This is a genomic window from Flavobacterium sp., from assembly GCF_044341265.1.
Lineage (GTDB): Bacteria > Bacteroidota > Bacteroidia > Flavobacteriales > Flavobacteriaceae > Flavobacterium.
In genome coordinates, this window is sequence record NZ_JBIISA010000008.1 from 19,875 (window position 1) to 35,593 (window position 15,719).

Below are 15,719 nucleotides of genomic sequence, written 5' to 3' on the forward strand. Positions count from 1 at the left end.
TAAAAACGTTTTAATAAGTAACTCTAAAAGGTTAATTTTAGTATAACTAACTGGTAAAAATACGTTTCTTTTTGATAAGTGAAAATAAATTGATAGTTTTTTTGATTTCCTATAACAAATAAGGAAGAATTGCTTTGGTGGTTTTTTTATAATTATGATAGTCTTCGCCAAAAATTTCTATCAGCCATTTTTCTTCTTTTTTTAGTTTAAACCAAAAAGAAATGAAAACTATTAATACAGCAATAATTCCTCTGTAATCGCCTACAATTATCGTGTTTCCAATGAAAATTAAAAGAATTCCTGTATAAATGGGATGACGTAAAATAGAATAAGGTCCAGATCTTATTAATTCATGATTTTCTTTTTTTTGAACCGATAAACTCCAATTTTTTCCTAATAAATATCGAGACCAACAAGCAATTAATAATCCCATAAAAGATATTAAAAGTCCTATTCCGCCGACTAAATTAGTGTGTTCAACAAAATTTTCTCTAATGAGAGAATGACCAAACCATTCACCAGGACCAAGAAGTAACATCGCAATTAATATTGGCAACCAATAAAGAAGAAGTCTTTTAAAAAAAGATTCTTTGTGAATTGATTGTTTGTTGTTTCTTCCGGATAGTATCCAAAATAACAATAATGAAATCCAAATTAATGACAATCCAATTTTGATGATTTCACTCATGATTTTATACTGCAAAAAATGCTTCTAATTCTCTAAGAGTTTCTGGCGATGTTTCAATATCTTTAACAATTTCGCCTTTGTTTAAAGCTACAATTCTATTGCAAACCTCAACTGTGTGAACTAAATCGTGCGAAGAAACTAAAACAGTAACTTCTGGATTTTCAGACAATTCTTTGATAATTTTTTTCAATCTATTTACAGTTGTTGGATCTAAATTGGCAAATGGTTCATCAAGAATTACAACTTCAGGACTTCCAATTAAAGTGGCTATGATTCCCACTTTTTTCATATTTCCTTTAGATAAATCACGTAAGTACTTTTTACTTTTTAGAATTTCACCATTGAAAAATTCTTCATGTTTTGCTAAAAGTGCATCGACATCAGCTTTGTTTTGACCTCTCAAATCACCAATGAAATAGAAATATTCTTCGGCTGTCAAATATCCGATAAGGAAACTTTCGTCAATAAATGCTGCTGTGAAAGGTTTCCAAGCTTCACTAGTATTTACTTGAATAGAGTTGTTTTTAATAAATCCTGTTGAAGGTTGAATTAAATCTAACAGCAAACTGAAAAAAGTAGTTTTTCCTGCTCCGTTATTTCCTACCAAACCAAAACTTTGTCCTTTTGGAATTTCAAGATTAGTGATGTTTAATACTTTAACTCCGTTGTTATATGTTTTTGAAAGATTGTTTACTTGTATCATTTTTTTAGTGATTAGTCATTAGTAAATAGTAATTAGTCTAAAACTAGTTTTTTTGTTTGTAAGCTGCGATTGTTGCGTATTTTTCCTTTTTGTAGATTTTTTCAATCTGACTGAAAACGTAATTTCTAAAGGCAAATCCGAGAATTCCTGCCAAAGCCACAAATAATAATCCGATGTTTGGAGAGAAAATATAATATCCTATTGCATAAAGTGCCATTGGAATTAGCATTTTTGGAAGAGAAATTAACATGGTTTTAATATTGAACGCTTGCTTATCGCCAAAAGCTCCTTTTCCGGTTGTTAAATCGATTGGTGTTTTTACAAATGCACCGCCAAGCATTACCAAATGCGAGTTTACTCCGATGTTGAAAATCGCACCAACTACAATTAATAAATAGGTGTGAACTCCAAAGAATAAATAAAACGATGCTAAAATTGTTGAAATCACTGTTCCAATAACCATCAACCACCATTTAGAACTAATGTATTCTCTGTATTGAATGTTTTGACTCATCATCAACTGATAATAAGCGCTGTCCCAACTTGGTACAAATTGTCCGAACGTGAAAAGAAATCCGCCTGAAACAAAAATTCCAGCAAAAATTTGAAACATCGGACTTCTATAAGCTTCTATCGAATTTGTGAAAAACAATAATCCATAAAAAATAAATAAGAAACTCATTGTAAGAGTAGTTTTAGAACGCTTGTTTCTTAATAACAATCGAAGGTCATTTTTCAAGAACGTTCCTAAAGTTCCGAATTGGTCGAGGAAAGAAAAGTTTTGTGTCTTTGCAATTTCACTTTTCTTAGCCAAACCTTCGTCTAAATTCAAATTACTTTTAAAATAATTGAAAGCAAAATAATAGGTAGCAACAACCAAAATAATCGGAATTAAAAACACAAAAACCGTTTCGTACATTCCTTGAAAAAATGGCTGTGTGTAAAGTGTAATATCAAAAATTTTGTAATAATGCGCCAATCCTAAACCTGCAACAACACCCAAAACCGAGTAGAAAACACTGTCTTTATTATTAATTAAAACATTTATAAAATTATTTAAATAAAACAGCGCCATAATTCCTAAATGCCACAGAATAACATTCAAAACCGAATAGCCATTCATCATTAAAACAATAGAAAACGGAATGAAGAACAAGGCGTGCGACCAATTGAAAAAAGACAAGGCCGTTTTTCCTAAAGTAAAATGAACAATCGTATTTCTTTTAATAGGTAACGTCAACAAAGGACGAATATTCATCACAGGCATTTTTTGAAGAAAATACCTAACCACTAAATCTAAGACTAAATAATAAATCATAAACTTATTTACTGTTGATAGCGGTTCAAGTCCAGACTTTTTCAAAATGAAGAAAACTCCAATACCAGCTGCAATAAAAATCACCATAAAATAAGCTGCAAAAAAACCAATAAAGATTTTCATTGCAATATTAGTTCCCAAGGAAGCTGAACGGAGAAATGCCTTCCATTCGAGCATGATAAAATGTTTGAACATAGTTGATTGTTTTTGGATGAAGTATTAGATGATGAATTTAAAAATTTGTTACAAACATTTCAAATTTTAAATAAAAGTAAATAATTGCTATTTATTACCTTTGTAAAAATTACTTACAATGTCACAATTCTATAAATTACAAATCAAAGAAGTAAAACGTGAAACGCCAAGCGCGGTTTCTGTAGTTTTTAATGTTCCTTCTGAGTTACAATCTGTTTACCAATTTATTGCAGGTCAATATATTAATCTAAAACTTACACTTGACGGACAAGAAATACGTCGTGCCTATTCTATATGTTCTTCGCCAGAAAGTGGTGAACTACGAATTGCGATTAAGTCTGTAAAAAACGGACATTTTTCAAAATTTGCTAACGAGAATTTGAAGGTTGGTGATATTATAGAAGTTGGTCAACCTGAAGGTAAATTTACTTTTGAACCACAAGTTGGCAGACAAAGAAACTACGCAGCTTTCGTTGCAGGAAGTGGAATTACGCCAGTGATGTCTATTCTAAAATCGGTTTTGCATAACGAAAAAGACAGCACTTTTGTTTTAGTTTACGGAAATAAAAACACTGACGAAACCATATTTCATCAAGAATTACACGATTTGCAACAACAATATGTTGGAAGGCTTTTTGTACATTTTGCTTACACTCAAATTAAGGTTGAAAATGAACTTTTTGGTCGAATTGACAAAGCCAACGTGAACTTTGTTTTGAACAACAAACACAAAGAAAAAGAATTCTCAAAATTCTATTTATGTGGTCCAGAGGAGATGATTAATTTGGTTTCCAATATTTTAAAAGAAAATAATGTTGCTGATAAAAACATCAAATTTGAATTATTTTCAACATCAACTTCAGCAGAAAAAGAAATTGCAACTTCTGAAAATGGTCATACCAAAATCACAGTTTTAGTTGACGACGAAGAAACAACTTTTGAAATGAGCCAAAAGCAAACTTTATTGGAAGCAGCTTTAAAACAAGGCATCGATGCTCCTTATTCTTGTCAAGGAGGAATATGCAGCAGTTGTTTAGCGCGAATTTCAAAAGGTACAGCCGAAATGAAAAAGAACTCCATTTTAACTGATAAAGAAGTTGAAAGTGGTTTAATTTTAACTTGTCAAGCGCATCCAACGAGTAGTGAGATATTTGTTGATTTTGATGATGTCTAAATTCAGTTAGCAGTGTTCAGTTTTCAGTGTTCAGTTACGTAGATCGTGTTAAATTTTTATAGAATTAAACTTTGAAAAACAAACTCGAAATATTTAAAAAAGCTCAAGATCTTTTGGACGAACCAGAAGTTCAAGAGCTTTTAGAATATTGTGAAAAATTGGAAGATGAGTTGGTGGATTTCAAATTTGAGAAAAATAAAAGCAAAGAATTAATCTTGCTCGATATGATTAAGGAAGTTTTAAAAGGTTGCAATGCCATCGAAAAAGAACAAATGGAACACGAGCGTTTTGGCTACGAAGCACCAAATTATCAAGCCACTATTTCAAATTTAAAGAGTTATATTTTGGAGATTTGCAGAGATAATCAGATTTATTTGTGAATGAATTTATGTTATAGCTTTGAATTAAAATTATAAAAACTTTTAGTTTAAAAAAGTTATAAAGATTTCGTTAATAATATAAAGTAAGTTAAAATATGGCAATTGATAATGTTTTTTGGTCTAATCCAGATGATTGGTTTTCAGCAATAATCTTGAATGACAGTGGAAATCAGGTTTATGGTAGAGTTAAAAACGATATAGCTTTAATAGAAAGCCTTCCAGATATAAACACTGGATTCCACTTTAATGATGTAGTAAAAGTCAATAAAACAAATATCCAACAGCGATATAAAGATGATTATATATCTGAATACAAAGTACAAGAATTATATTGTCCTTCTGATAATTTTACTTTTCAATTTAAAGCGATTATTTCCAACACAACTGAATATTTTAATTTACAACAATGGTTTATTGAAAACAATCAAATTTCTTCTCTTGTGTTTAAAACTAAATATGAAAAAGATGATTGGAATGATTGTTTTTGTTCAGCAATTAATACTTCACAAGCCAATAAAATATTATTAAATTTTCAATCTAAAGTATCAGGAAAATGGTACGAACGTATTTTTGGAAATAAAAAATCTAATTTTCAATTCAAGGAAATACATCTTTGTGGTTAATTAAAAAACATTTAAACTAAAACTGCGACTGAATACTGAAAACTACCTTCTCCACAGAAATACTTCTCATTACATCTTCATAACCAGCAACATTTTTATTTCCATACACAGAAGTTGGTAATAATGGATATTGATTTCTATCGGAAGTCAAGCAATTTTCTAAAGGTTGATTAAATGGTGAAAAACCAGCAAAAGGATGTGTTGCGCCCCAAAGCGTGATGGTTTTTATGCCAAACATGGCTGCCAAATGAGCGTTTCCACTGTCCATCGATACCATTAAATCTAAATTTGAAATCAGATGTAATTCATCATCAAAAGATATTTTCCCAGCAAAATTTATGACATTTTCATTTGAAAACCCTTCTAATAGTTCCATTTCCTTTTTTCCTCCACCAAAAAGAAGGATTTTTAAGTTTGGATTTTCAGATAATTTACTAATAACTTCTCTCATCAAATCCATTGGATAGGTTTTACTTTGGTAATGAGCAAAAGGTGCTATTCCTATCCATTTTTGATTTTTATTTCCAATTATTTTTTGTGCTTTCAAAGGAATATCCATTTGTCTCAAAAAAATAGGATTGCTTAAATCTATATCATAATCTAACTGTTTAAAAGTATCAACATGTCTTTCAAACATTGATTTTAATGGCTTGAAAATTTTATTTTCTGCACGTGTTAATTCTTTTTTCTCTTTTCTTCCTTTATCAGTATAAGCTACTTTTTTTCCGCTTAAAGCAAATAAAAATCTAATAACTTTTGAACGCAAAACGTTGTGCAAATCGGCAACTTGTTCAACGTTTTGGTGTTTAATTTCTTTGTATAATCTATACAATCCAAATATTCCTTTGTGTTGGTGATTGGTATGAACTGATAAAAAAGTTACATTAGGTATATTTTCAAAAATGGGTTTGAAAAATGGGCGAGAAACCATCGTTATTTTAACTTCTGGATACTGATTGACTAATGCTAAAATAACAGGAACTGTCATCGCGACATCTCCCATTGCAGAGAGTCGAATGACAGCTATATGTTTTATTTTATGTGACAAAGTTTGTCGGAAATTATTTTTTATTCTGATACAAAACCGGATTCAAATCATCGTCATTGTACATTTTCATTTGTTTGTACACTTTCATGAATTTGTCACCATTTTCAATATCCGTTAATAAATCGTCGATTGCTGTTGACAAATCGGTTCTTTGCTCTAAAAGTACGTTCAGTTTTTCTTGACATTTATCTCTGTGTTCTTGTGAAGCTTCAGCACGAGTTGCTTCTTCGTTCATGTGATAAATTTTTAAAGCTAAAATTGACAATCTATCAATCGTCCAAGCAGGCGATTCTGAATTGATTTTAGCTGTTGGTTTTACTTCAACATGAGCATATTTTTGAAGAAAATAACTGTCAATATATTCTACCATGTCGGTACGTTCTTGATTAGAAGCGTCGATTTTTCTTTTCAAAGTTAATGCTGCAACAGGATCGATATTTGGATCACGAATAATGTCTTCATAATGCCATTGAACCGTGTCAATCCAGTTTTTAAAATAAAGTAAATGTTCTATTTTTTCCTTTGGATACGGATTGTTAATAGGTTGGTTTACATTGTCGTAAACGTGATAATCCTTGATACTTTGTTCAAATATAGAATAGGCAAATTTTGAAAACATAATGATTAATTTTATTTGCAAAGATAGTTTTTATACTTTTACGTAAACATACAAATTTTTTACTTTTATGCAAATTCATTACATCTCTGAAAACAATAGTATTCTTAATCATTTTTTGGCAGAAATTCGTGATGTCAACATTCAAAAAGACAGCATGCGTTTCAGAAAAAATATTGAACGTATTGGAGAAATTATGGCGTATGAATTGAGTAAAACTTTAGAATATAAATCAATTGATGTTCAAACTCCTCTTGGCGTAAAACACACTACAACTATTGCAGACAATGTCGTTTTATGTTCTATTCTTCGTGCAGGATTGGCATTGCATACAGGTTTTATGAATATTTTTGATAATGCCGAAAATGGTTTTGTTTCTGCTTATCGTCATCATCCAAATAACGATGATTATTTTGAAATTTTAGTAGAATATCAAGCGGCGCCATCCTTTGAAAATAAAAATTTAATTCTAATTGATCCTATGTTAGCAACAGGTCAATCTATTGTTGCTGTTTTAAATAAATTGCATTTGGAACAAAAACCAAAAGAAATTCACCTTGCCGTTGTTATAGCTGCTCCAGAAGGAATTGCATATCTTGAAGAAAATCTTCCTAACAATTGTCATCTATGGGTTGCCGCTCTTGATGAAAAACTAAACGAGAAAAATTACATTATTCCTGGACTTGGAGACGCTGGTGATTTAGCTTACGGAAGTAAATTATAACTGCGAAAAGAAACAGAATACTCCACAAATAATTGATACAAACAAAATAATTTCTTGTTGAATTTTATTTTGTAAATATTCTACCGTGTTTGTAGCCATTATAGCCATTGGTAAAAACGTGTAAACCAATACTTCATTACTTTTATTTGCTGAGATAAAGAAAATTGCTATACCAATAAAAAAAGCTAATAGTACTTTTTTATAGGAAGCTTGTAAATTTAGTGGCTTGTTTGTTAAGGTAAACAGATAGGGTAAAACAAAAAAAACAGCAAATACTGCATAAATAGAGAAAGCAATATTTTGATAATTATTAGTAAAATAGTCTACCTGCAAATTTATTACTTCCGATTGAAGGTAAGCATCAATAGCTTCTTTATCAAATAATAAAGCATAAAAAACAAAGATTATTGATGAACTGAAAAGGGCTACAAAAGGAATTAACCAATTTCTATAATCTCTTGAAACGTGAAAAATTATGGAGATGTAAACCAATAAAATAAAAAGTATTGCCCAAAAATGGAATAAACTAGCTACAAAAATCCATAACGAAGCATCAAATATTTTTTCTTTTGGGGCTTTCAATGTTTGCAAAGAAACCAATCTTCTCATTGCTAATAGAATGAAAAAATTAGATACAATTAGTTTGTAATTATCTAAAACATTTGGAAAAAACATTAAAAAAATAAGAACAAAGAAAATAGTATAAGCACTATCCTTAGTTAATGCGTTTTTCTTAACAATAAAATTTGAAATGAAAAGTGATGCAAATAAAATCAATATTAAAGCCGACTTTTTTGCAATTTCAAATAACGAACTTGTCCATTTTGTATCCTGCAACTGGTAGGTAAAAAAGACAAAAACCATCAAAATTCCTATAAAAGAATAATTAATTGGTGTAGATTTTTTAAAAACGCTTGTTATCATGAGGATATTTTATACTTTTGTGGATGTAAATATAACACTTGTTTAAAAATGAAAGCATTTTTCGAAGCAATACAATCACTTTTTGTAGATTTTTTATTTAAACCACTAGATTGGTTACGTGCATTAGAGTTAGATAATTGGTGGTTGGCTAATATCGTTAGTTGGACATTAATGGCTGTTTGTGCTAGATACATCATTTATTGGTGTAAAGAATTGCAAAAGCATCAAGATAACAACGAAGAAAACCAAGATACAACGGCTCACTCTTTCTTAAAGTAAGTCAAAACCGATATCTTTTCTAAAATACATCTTATCAAAATGTAGCTTGTCTATGTTTTGATAAGATTTTTTTATGGCTTCTTGAAAGCTTTCGCCAAATGACGTAATGGCAATAACTCGACCTCCATTGGTTACCACTTTTCCGTTTTCTAATTTTGTTCCGGCATGAAAAGCAATCGAATCTTCGATGTTTTCTAAACCAGAAATTTCAAAACCTTTCCCATAATCTTCAGGATATCCGCCAGAAACTACCATAATTGTTGTGGCACTTCTGTCGTCAATTTCTAGAGAAACTTCGTTTAATGTTTGATTTCCAACCGCATGAAAAAGTTCCACCAAATCCGATTTCAATCTCGGAATTACAACTTCCGTTTCTGGATCACCCATTCTCACATTATACTCAATTACTATTGGTTCGCCTTTTACGTTAATCAGTCCAATGAAAACGAAACCTTTATATTCAATTCCGTCGCTTTGCAAACCTGCGATTGTTGGTTTTACAATTCGTGTCTCAATTTTTTCTAACAAAACTGCATCTGCAAATGGAACTGGAGAAACTGCTCCCATTCCACCAGTATTTAAACCTGTGTCACCTTCACCAATTCTTTTGTAATCTTTCGCTGTTGGAAGAATTTTATAATTTTTTCCATCGGTTAAAACGAAACAACTTAGTTCAATTCCGTCAAGAAATTCTTCAATCACAACTTTTGCACTTGCGGTTCCAAATTTTTCATGAACCAACATGTTTCTTAATTCAGTTTTGGCTTCATCCAAATCTTGAATAATCAAAACACCTTTTCCAGCAGCCAAACCATCTGCTTTAAGAACGTATGGAGGTTGTAAAGTTTCTAGAAAATTACATCCTTTTTCAACTGTTTCTTTGGTAAAACTATCATAAGCCGCAGTTGGTATTTTATGTTTGATTAGAAATTCTTTAGCAAATTCTTTACTTCCTTCTAATTGTGCACCCACTTTTGATGGTCCAATCACAGGAATATGATTTAAATCAGCATCGTTTTTGAAGAAATCATAAACTCCGTGAACCAAAGGATCTTCAGGTCCAACAACAACCATATTCACTTTTTCAGCCAAAGCAAATGTTTTTATAGCTTCAAAATCTAAAATATTTATAGAAACATTTGTTGCAATTTGAGATGTTCCAGCGTTTCCTGGAGCAACAAAAAGTTTAGAACATTTGTCTGATTGTAACATTTTCCATGCTAAAGCGTGTTCGCGTCCGCCTGAACCAAGTAGTAAAATTGTCATTGTGTGTGTAGTTATGTTGTTGCAAAAATAGTTTGTTTTCAAAAGAATTTAAAGCTAATTGATAGAAAAGTTTTTGTTTTTAGTATTTTTGAACAAAATAGATTTTTTGTGTTCAACCTTTTCAATTTATCACTCAAGGCAAATGGTTTTCCGATGAAGGAAGCAACTTCTGAATTTGAAAAAATTCAAGCCATTTCTGATGCTGAATATGAAAATTATATTAATCTAAAACGAAAAGAAATTGTTGACTACCATTTAAAAAACAATAAATCTTTTCAAGACTTTGTTGGAAAACCTGAGATTGGAAATTGGAATGAACTTCCGATAATGACTAAAAAAGAATTTCAGAAACCTTTATCTGAAAGACTTTCTAAAGGCTTTACTTTAAAAAATGTTTACGTCAATAAAACTTCTGGTTCCAGTGGTGATCCATTTATTTTCGCCAAAGATAAATTTTGTCATGCCTTAACTTGGGCAAATATCATTAATAGATTTGGATGGTTTGGAATTGATTTTAATTCGTCTAAACAAGCAAGATTTTATGGAATTCCTTTAGATTTTATTGGAAACAAGAAAGAACGATTAAAAGATGTTTTGAAAAACAGTTATCGATTCACCATTTTTGATTTATCAGATAAAATTCTTGAAAAAGTACTACTGAAATTTCAGAATAAAAAGTTCGATTACATTAACGGTTATACTTCTTCCATCGTTTTATTTGCAAAATTTCTTCAAAAGAAAAACATTGTATTAACATCAGTTTGTCCTAGTTTAAAATGTTGTGTTGTTACTTCCGAAATGTTATTTGAAGAAGATAAACTATTGATGGAAAAACAATTTGGAGTTCCAGTTATCAACGAATATGGGGCTTCAGAATTGGACTTGATTGCTTTTCAAAATCCAAATGATGAATGGCAAGTCAATTCAGAAACCTTATTTGTAGAAATTTTAGACGATAATGATAACATTTTACCTAACGGAAAAGAAGGTCGAATTGTAATTACTTCATTGTATAACAAAGCGCATCCATTCATTCGATATGATATTGGAGATATTGGAATTCTTGACGAAAAAAGCACCTTCAAAAAACCAATTTTAAAGAAACTGATTGGTCGAACCAACGATATTGCTATTTTACCAAGTGGAAAAAAATCACCAGGATTAACATTTTACTACGTAACAAAAAGTATTATTGAAGACGACGGAAATGTAAAAGAATTTGTGATTAAACAAACAAAAATCGATACTTTTGAGGTGGAATATGTAAGTGAAAATGCATTAACCGAAAGTCAAATTCGCGATATTGAAAAAGCAATTACAACTTATTTAGAAAGCGGTTTGAACTTTAGCTTTATTAGGAAAGAAAAATTAACACGAAGTAAAAGTGGTAAATTGAAACAGTTTGTTTCGATGATGAAATAAAATATAAACCATTAAAATAACTATATGAGCCAAAATTTAATTATTTCAGAAGAAACGATTTCAGATAAAATTTACTTTATCCGAAATCAAAAAGTGATGTTAGACAGAGATTTAGCAATGCTTTATGGGATTCAAACAAAAGTCTTAAAACAAGCCGTAAAAAGAAATATTTCTAGATTTCCAGACGATTTTATGTTTGAATTATCAGATGCTGAGTTTTCAAATTGGAGGTCACAAATTGTGACCTCCAATTCAGACAAAATGGGTTTACGTTATGCACCAATGGCTTTTACTGAACATGGAGTCTTAATGTTATCAAGTGTTTTAAATAGTGATAAAGCTATTCAGACTAATATTCAAATTATGAGGATATTTACAAAAGTGCGTCAAATGCTTTTGGATACAACCGATTTGAAAATTGATATTATGCAAATTCAAAAGAAATTAGAAAACCACGATAAAAATATTGAGTTGGTTTTTAGTTATTTGGATGAATTGACAGAAAAAGAAGAAAAAACAAAACCAAGAACGAAAATTGGTTATAAAAAATAGTTTTTTAATGACGCAAATTGCGATCTTAATGAAATCGAAATAAATTAACAGATACTGAAACAAGTTCAGCATTACTATGAAAATAACCATAATTGCAGGCGCAAGACCTAATTTTATTAAAATCGCACCTATTATAAAAGCGATTGAAAAAAAGCAATCTGAAGGAAAAACTATTTCTTATAGATTAGTTCACACAGGTCAACATTATGATAAAAATTTGAGTGATACTTTTTTTGAGGAGTTGAATATTCCGCATCCAAATGCAAATTTGGAAGTAAAGAGTGGTTCACAAGCAGAGCAAACTGGTGCAATAATGGTAGCTTTTGAAAAAGAATTAACTCAAAATCCTTGTGATTTGGTTTTGGTTGTTGGTGATGTCAATTCGACTATGGCTTGTGCTATTGTAGCTAAGAAAATGAACATAAAAGTCGCTCATGTTGAAGCCGGAATTCGTTCTGGAGACATGACAATGCCTGAAGAAATTAACCGAATTGTTACCGATAGTATTACGGATTATTTCTTTACAACTTCAAAATCTGCATCTGAAAATTTATTGAAAAATGGAGTTGATTCTTCTAATGTACATTTTGTTGGAAATGTAATGATTGATACTTTACATCAGAATTTAAATCGAATTTCCGCTCCGAGTTTTTGGGATGAATTCTGTTTAGAAACTGGAAATTATATCATTTTAACCTTACATCGTCCATCCAATGTTGATGAAGAAAAATCATTAATCAATTTATTGGAAGGAATTGATAAAATGGTTGGAGATAAAAAAATAATCTTTCCAATTCATCCGCGAACTAAAGCTATTTTGGGTGAAACCAATTTGAATTTGAAAAACATATTATTTGTTGAGCCACAAGGTTATTTGAATTTCATGTATTTGATAAAAAATAGTTTTGCAGTGATTACAGATTCTGGAGGAATTTCTGAGGAAACTACGGTTTTAGGAATTCCATGTTTTACTATGCGAACCACAACCGAAAGACCAGAAACTATTGAAATTGGTACTAATAATTTGGTTGGAATTTCAATAGAAAATTTGACTTTAGAATTTAGTAAATTTCTAAAAATTGGTTTGTCAAAAAGAGGAATTCCTGAGCTTTGGGACGGAAAAGCATCAGAAAGAATTATTGATATTTTGCTAAAAATTTAACCACAAAGGCCACAAAGAATGCAGAAAGAACACTATTTTAACTTTAATAATTTACTTTGTGAGCGTTGTGCTTCCATTGTGTCTTAGTGGTAAAAAATGGAAGAAATTCTAATTATATCTAATTATTATCCGCCTGAAAAAGGTGCTGCTGCCAATAGAATTGAGCAGTTGGCTTTGAAGTTGAATCAAAATAATTATAAAGTTTCTGTAATTTGTCCGCTTGGAAATTATCCAAAAGGTGAATTGTTTCCTGAATATAAAGGAAAGTTTTCAGTTACAGAAAATCGAGATAATATTGCTGTAAAACGTCTTTGGATTTATCCGAGTGTGAGCAAAAATTTGGTTGTTCGAATAATTTCTGTTTTGTCTTTTTCGTTGAGTTTGTTTTTTTATTTATTGTTTAAAAAAACGCCTCAGAAAGTAGTGGTTCAATCACCGCCTTTATTGCTTTCTTTTATCTCTGTTTTTGTACTGTCGTTGAAAAAGAAAAAGATAATTCTAAACATTTCAGATCTTTGGCCATTGGCTGCGATTGAATTGAAAGCTTTGAAAGAAAACTCTTTTTCACATAAATTCTCATTGTTTTTAGAACGATTTATTTATAAAAAAGCAACATTAATCATTGGTCAATCTAATGAAATTATCACTCACATAACTTCTTTATTTCCTCTAAAAGAATGTTATTTATATCGCAATTTTCCAGATCATAAAATTGAAAATTTTGATTTGAAGTTGGAAGAAAATCAACCTATTAAAATATTTTACGCAGGACTTTTAGGAATTGCTCAAGGCGTTTATGAATTGTGTGAGAAAATCGATTTAAATGGCTTAAATATTGAATTACATCTATTTGGTGATGGTGCTGAAAAAAGTCAAATAGAAGCTTTAATTTCAAGTGAGAAAGGTAAAAACATCTTCTTTCACGGTATGATGGAACGAAATGATTTGCACGAAAAATTGAAAACTTTTGACATTGCAATTGTACCGTTAAAAGTTCGGATTTATGGTTCGGTTCCTTCTAAGATTTTCGAATATGGCGCACTTGGATTTCCTATTTTATACTTTGGAGGTGGCGAAGGCGAAACTATTGTTGAAGAAAACAATATGGGTTGGATTGCATCTGTAAAAAATTATGAGCAATTAAATCATGAAATAGAAAAGATTTCGAAGATGAGTAAATCAGAATTATTCGAAATGAAAAAGAGCATCTTTATTAAATCAGAAATCAATTTCAATTTAGACAATCAAATGAATTATTTAATTGAAAAAGATGTTTTTTAGTAAGCTTTATCCTCGCCTTTAAAAATGTTTACAACCGTTTGAATAATGATTTTGATATCCATTACTATTGACCAATTTTCAATGTAGAAAACGTCAAATTTGATACGATTTATCATGTCTTCATCGGTTTCAATTTCACCACGATATCCTTTTACTTGAGCAAGTCCTGTTATACCTGGTTTCACATAATGACGAACCATATATTTTTTCACCTTACTTGCATACGATTTATTCTGTGACCACAAGTGCGGTCTTGGTCCAACAACCGACATATCGCCAAGTAATACATTGAAAAATTGTGGTAATTCATCAATACTCGTTTTGCGCATAAATCGTCCCATTTTAGTAACTCTAGGGTCGTTTTTTGAAGCTTCTTTTTCAGTTGTTTCATTGACTTGCATGGAACGAAATTTATAGCAAAAAAATTCGTTTTCATCTAAACCTGGTCTTCCTTGTTTGAAGAAAACAGGTCCTTTAGATTCTAATTTAATTAAAATTGCAATTAAAGGCATTAACCAAGAAAGGATGAGAACGATAACCAAAAAAGAAAAAACAATGTCAAATCCTCTTTTAATACCTTTTATTGTTGGGTTATGAAGTTGGGTTTTTTGAAGCGATAAAACAGGGAAAAGCTCATAATAATCAATTCTCATGTTTTTAGAAAATATCTCTTTAGTATCAGGAATGAATTTTATTGTTTTATTGTTTTCGTCAGAAAACTCAACTAATTCTTTCAATTTTTCATTTGAAATTTCATTTAGAGAACAATAAATTTCATCTATTTTTTGATCTATAACAAAATTCTTTATGTCGTCTACTCTACCTTTTACCTCGGGATTCTGTTTTTTATCTGAAAAATATCCTTGAAAACGATAGCCGTAATCTTGTCTGTTATCAAAAACTTCTTTAAGTCGAATTGCCTCTGGAGTATATCCTATTATAATTGCATTTCTGAAATTATTTTTGGTGGTAATTCTGTATTTTTTTAGGTAAAAAAACAAGAAATATTTAATTCCTGCAATAATAACAAAACTAATAGTTGTCATAATTGCAATAGCTTTTCCGCTGAAAATTACTGTTTTTGCAAAGGGAAAAAAAGCAATTACAACTAATATAAATAAACTAAATTGTTTAAATATTTTAGATATAATTTCTACCGGAGTTGTAAACCTATATACCTCATAAAACTTGAGTAAAAAGGCAATGAATATCCAAGCAAGTGTTTGATATGCAATATAATATACCATATTAAGATTTAAATCTCTAAAGAAATATAAACTTAATATGGTAATGACCAAAATATCTATTGTGATACTTATTGGTCTAATATATTTTGAATATCTACCTGTTTGTTGTGCAACCAT

At 30.2% G+C, this 15,719-nt stretch carries 17 protein-coding genes; 9 read left to right on the forward strand and 8 right to left on the reverse strand.

Features of this window, described 5'->3' with window-relative positions; genetic code table 11:
• Window positions 1–109 precede the first annotated feature (109 nt).
• Genes ACIQ06_RS05570 through ACIQ06_RS05580 form a run of 3 tightly spaced genes read right to left on the reverse strand, consistent with a single transcriptional unit; the run spans window position 110 to window position 2,904 of the window.
• Window positions 110–688 (reverse strand): methyltransferase family protein, encoded by a 579-nt coding sequence (locus ACIQ06_RS05570; RefSeq protein WP_396144279.1) that lies wholly within the window; start codon window positions 686–688, stop codon window positions 110–112.
• A 4-nt stretch (window positions 689–692) separates the two neighbouring features.
• A complete protein-coding gene (locus ACIQ06_RS05575) occupies window positions 693–1,391 on the reverse strand; it encodes an ABC transporter ATP-binding protein (RefSeq protein ID WP_396144282.1) in 699 nt (232 codons plus the stop codon).
• A 43-nt stretch (window positions 1,392–1,434) separates the two neighbouring features.
• On the reverse strand, window positions 1,435–2,904 hold the full coding sequence (locus ACIQ06_RS05580; protein ID WP_396144284.1) for a DUF5687 family protein: 1,470 nt from the start codon (window positions 2,902–2,904) through the stop codon (window positions 1,435–1,437).
• Window positions 2,905–3,022: 118 nt separating this feature from the next.
• Here ACIQ06_RS05580 and ACIQ06_RS05585 point away from each other — a divergent pair, with 118 nt between their 5' ends.
• The 3 genes from ACIQ06_RS05585 (at window position 3,023) to ACIQ06_RS05595 (ending at window position 5,081) form a co-directional block, all read left to right on the forward strand.
• Entirely contained in the window at window positions 3,023–4,078 is a 1,056-nt protein-coding gene (locus tag ACIQ06_RS05585) for a 2Fe-2S iron-sulfur cluster-binding protein (RefSeq protein WP_396144286.1), read from the forward strand.
• A 71-nt stretch (window positions 4,079–4,149) separates the two neighbouring features.
• Entirely contained in the window at window positions 4,150–4,458 is a 309-nt protein-coding gene (locus tag ACIQ06_RS05590; RefSeq protein WP_396144289.1) for a hypothetical protein, read from the forward strand.
• A gap of 95 nt (window positions 4,459–4,553) precedes the next feature.
• Complete coding sequence (locus ACIQ06_RS05595) at window positions 4,554–5,081, forward strand: hypothetical protein (protein ID WP_396144292.1); 528 nt, start codon at window positions 4,554–4,556, stop codon at window positions 5,079–5,081.
• A gap of 16 nt (window positions 5,082–5,097) precedes the next feature.
• On the opposite strand, the gene ACIQ06_RS05600 is transcribed toward ACIQ06_RS05595, so the two are convergent.
• Together ACIQ06_RS05600 and ACIQ06_RS05605 are read right to left on the reverse strand one after the other, a co-directional pair.
• Entirely contained in the window at window positions 5,098–6,084 is a 987-nt protein-coding gene (locus ACIQ06_RS05600) for a glycosyltransferase family 9 protein (RefSeq protein WP_396144490.1), read from the reverse strand.
• Window positions 6,085–6,142: 58 nt separating this feature from the next.
• Entirely contained in the window at window positions 6,143–6,748 is a 606-nt protein-coding gene (locus tag ACIQ06_RS05605; protein ID WP_344815844.1) for a DUF4254 domain-containing protein, read from the reverse strand.
• A gap of 67 nt (window positions 6,749–6,815) precedes the next feature.
• Here ACIQ06_RS05605 and upp point away from each other — a divergent pair, with 67 nt between their 5' ends.
• A complete protein-coding gene (upp, locus tag ACIQ06_RS05610; RefSeq protein WP_344815843.1) occupies window positions 6,816–7,469 on the forward strand; it encodes a uracil phosphoribosyltransferase in 654 nt (217 codons plus the stop codon).
• Here the strand turns inward: upp and ACIQ06_RS05615 are convergent.
• A complete protein-coding gene (locus ACIQ06_RS05615) occupies window positions 7,464–8,393 on the reverse strand; it encodes a DUF6427 family protein (RefSeq protein ID WP_396144295.1) in 930 nt (309 codons plus the stop codon). The two genes, upp and ACIQ06_RS05615, sit on opposite strands and share 6 nt — an antisense overlap.
• 48 nt (window positions 8,394–8,441) lie before the next feature.
• Between ACIQ06_RS05615 and ACIQ06_RS05620 the strand changes: the two genes are divergently transcribed.
• Window positions 8,442–8,672, forward strand: a complete 231-nt coding sequence (locus ACIQ06_RS05620; protein WP_298306858.1) for a uracil phosphoribosyltransferase — start codon at window positions 8,442–8,444, stop codon at window positions 8,670–8,672.
• Here ACIQ06_RS05620 and purD read toward each other — a convergent pair.
• Entirely contained in the window at window positions 8,664–9,938 is a 1,275-nt protein-coding gene (gene purD / locus ACIQ06_RS05625; protein ID WP_396144298.1) for a phosphoribosylamine--glycine ligase, read from the reverse strand. The two genes, ACIQ06_RS05620 and purD, sit on opposite strands and share 9 nt — an antisense overlap.
• Before the next feature lie 108 nt (window positions 9,939–10,046).
• On the opposite strand from purD, the gene ACIQ06_RS05630 reads away from it, so the two are divergent.
• The 4 genes from ACIQ06_RS05630 to ACIQ06_RS05645 all read left to right on the forward strand — a co-directional run bounded on the left by ACIQ06_RS05630 (window position 10,047) and on the right by ACIQ06_RS05645 (window position 14,355).
• Window positions 10,047–11,360: a phenylacetate--CoA ligase family protein gene (locus ACIQ06_RS05630; protein WP_396144301.1), complete on the forward strand. Its 1,314-nt coding sequence runs from the start codon at window positions 10,047–10,049 to the stop codon at window positions 11,358–11,360.
• 24 nt (window positions 11,361–11,384) lie between these two features.
• Complete coding sequence (locus ACIQ06_RS05635; RefSeq protein WP_396144303.1) at window positions 11,385–11,912, forward strand: ORF6N domain-containing protein; 528 nt, start codon at window positions 11,385–11,387, stop codon at window positions 11,910–11,912.
• A gap of 76 nt (window positions 11,913–11,988) precedes the next feature.
• Window positions 11,989–13,074 carry a non-hydrolyzing UDP-N-acetylglucosamine 2-epimerase gene (wecB, locus tag ACIQ06_RS05640; protein WP_396144305.1) on the forward strand — a complete coding sequence of 362 codons (1,086 nt, stop codon included), beginning with the start codon at window positions 11,989–11,991 and terminating at the stop codon, window positions 13,072–13,074.
• A gap of 96 nt (window positions 13,075–13,170) precedes the next feature.
• Window positions 13,171–14,355, forward strand: coding sequence for a glycosyltransferase family 4 protein (locus ACIQ06_RS05645; protein ID WP_396144307.1), 1,185 nt, complete (start codon window positions 13,171–13,173; stop codon window positions 14,353–14,355).
• Here the strand turns inward: ACIQ06_RS05645 and ACIQ06_RS05650 are convergent.
• Window positions 14,352–15,719, reverse strand: a complete 1,368-nt coding sequence (locus tag ACIQ06_RS05650; RefSeq protein WP_396144311.1) for an undecaprenyl-phosphate glucose phosphotransferase — start codon at window positions 15,717–15,719, stop codon at window positions 14,352–14,354. The two genes, ACIQ06_RS05645 and ACIQ06_RS05650, sit on opposite strands and share 4 nt — an antisense overlap.

Coding starts and splice junctions, on each gene's coding strand:
- ACIQ06_RS05570 (WP_396144279.1), bottom strand. CDS start 688: ATGAGTGAAATCATCAAAATTGGATTGTCATTAATTTGGATTTCATTA.
- ACIQ06_RS05575 (WP_396144282.1), bottom strand. CDS start 1,391: ATGATACAAGTAAACAATCTTTCAAAAACATATAACAACGGAGTTAAA.
- ACIQ06_RS05580 (WP_396144284.1), bottom strand. CDS start 2,904: ATGTTCAAACATTTTATCATGCTCGAATGGAAGGCATTTCTCCGTTCA.
- ACIQ06_RS05585 (WP_396144286.1), top strand. CDS start 3,023: ATGTCACAATTCTATAAATTACAAATCAAAGAAGTAAAACGTGAAACG.
- ACIQ06_RS05595 (WP_396144292.1), top strand. CDS start 4,554: ATGGCAATTGATAATGTTTTTTGGTCTAATCCAGATGATTGGTTTTCA.
- ACIQ06_RS05600 (WP_396144490.1), bottom strand. CDS start 6,084: ATGGGAGATGTCGCGATGACAGTTCCTGTTATTTTAGCATTAGTCAAT.
- ACIQ06_RS05605 (WP_344815844.1), bottom strand. CDS start 6,748: ATGTTTTCAAAATTTGCCTATTCTATATTTGAACAAAGTATCAAGGAT.
- upp (WP_344815843.1), top strand. CDS start 6,816: ATGCAAATTCATTACATCTCTGAAAACAATAGTATTCTTAATCATTTT.
- ACIQ06_RS05615 (WP_396144295.1), bottom strand. CDS start 8,393: ATGATAACAAGCGTTTTTAAAAAATCTACACCAATTAATTATTCTTTT.
- ACIQ06_RS05620 (WP_298306858.1), top strand. CDS start 8,442: ATGAAAGCATTTTTCGAAGCAATACAATCACTTTTTGTAGATTTTTTA.
- purD (WP_396144298.1), bottom strand. CDS start 9,938: ATGACAATTTTACTACTTGGTTCAGGCGGACGCGAACACGCTTTAGCA.
- ACIQ06_RS05635 (WP_396144303.1), top strand. CDS start 11,385: ATGAGCCAAAATTTAATTATTTCAGAAGAAACGATTTCAGATAAAATT.
- wecB (WP_396144305.1), top strand. CDS start 11,989: ATGAAAATAACCATAATTGCAGGCGCAAGACCTAATTTTATTAAAATC.
- ACIQ06_RS05645 (WP_396144307.1), top strand. CDS start 13,171: ATGGAAGAAATTCTAATTATATCTAATTATTATCCGCCTGAAAAAGGT.
- ACIQ06_RS05650 (WP_396144311.1), bottom strand. CDS start 15,719: ATGGTTGCACAACAAACAGGTAGATATTCAAAATATATTAGACCAATA.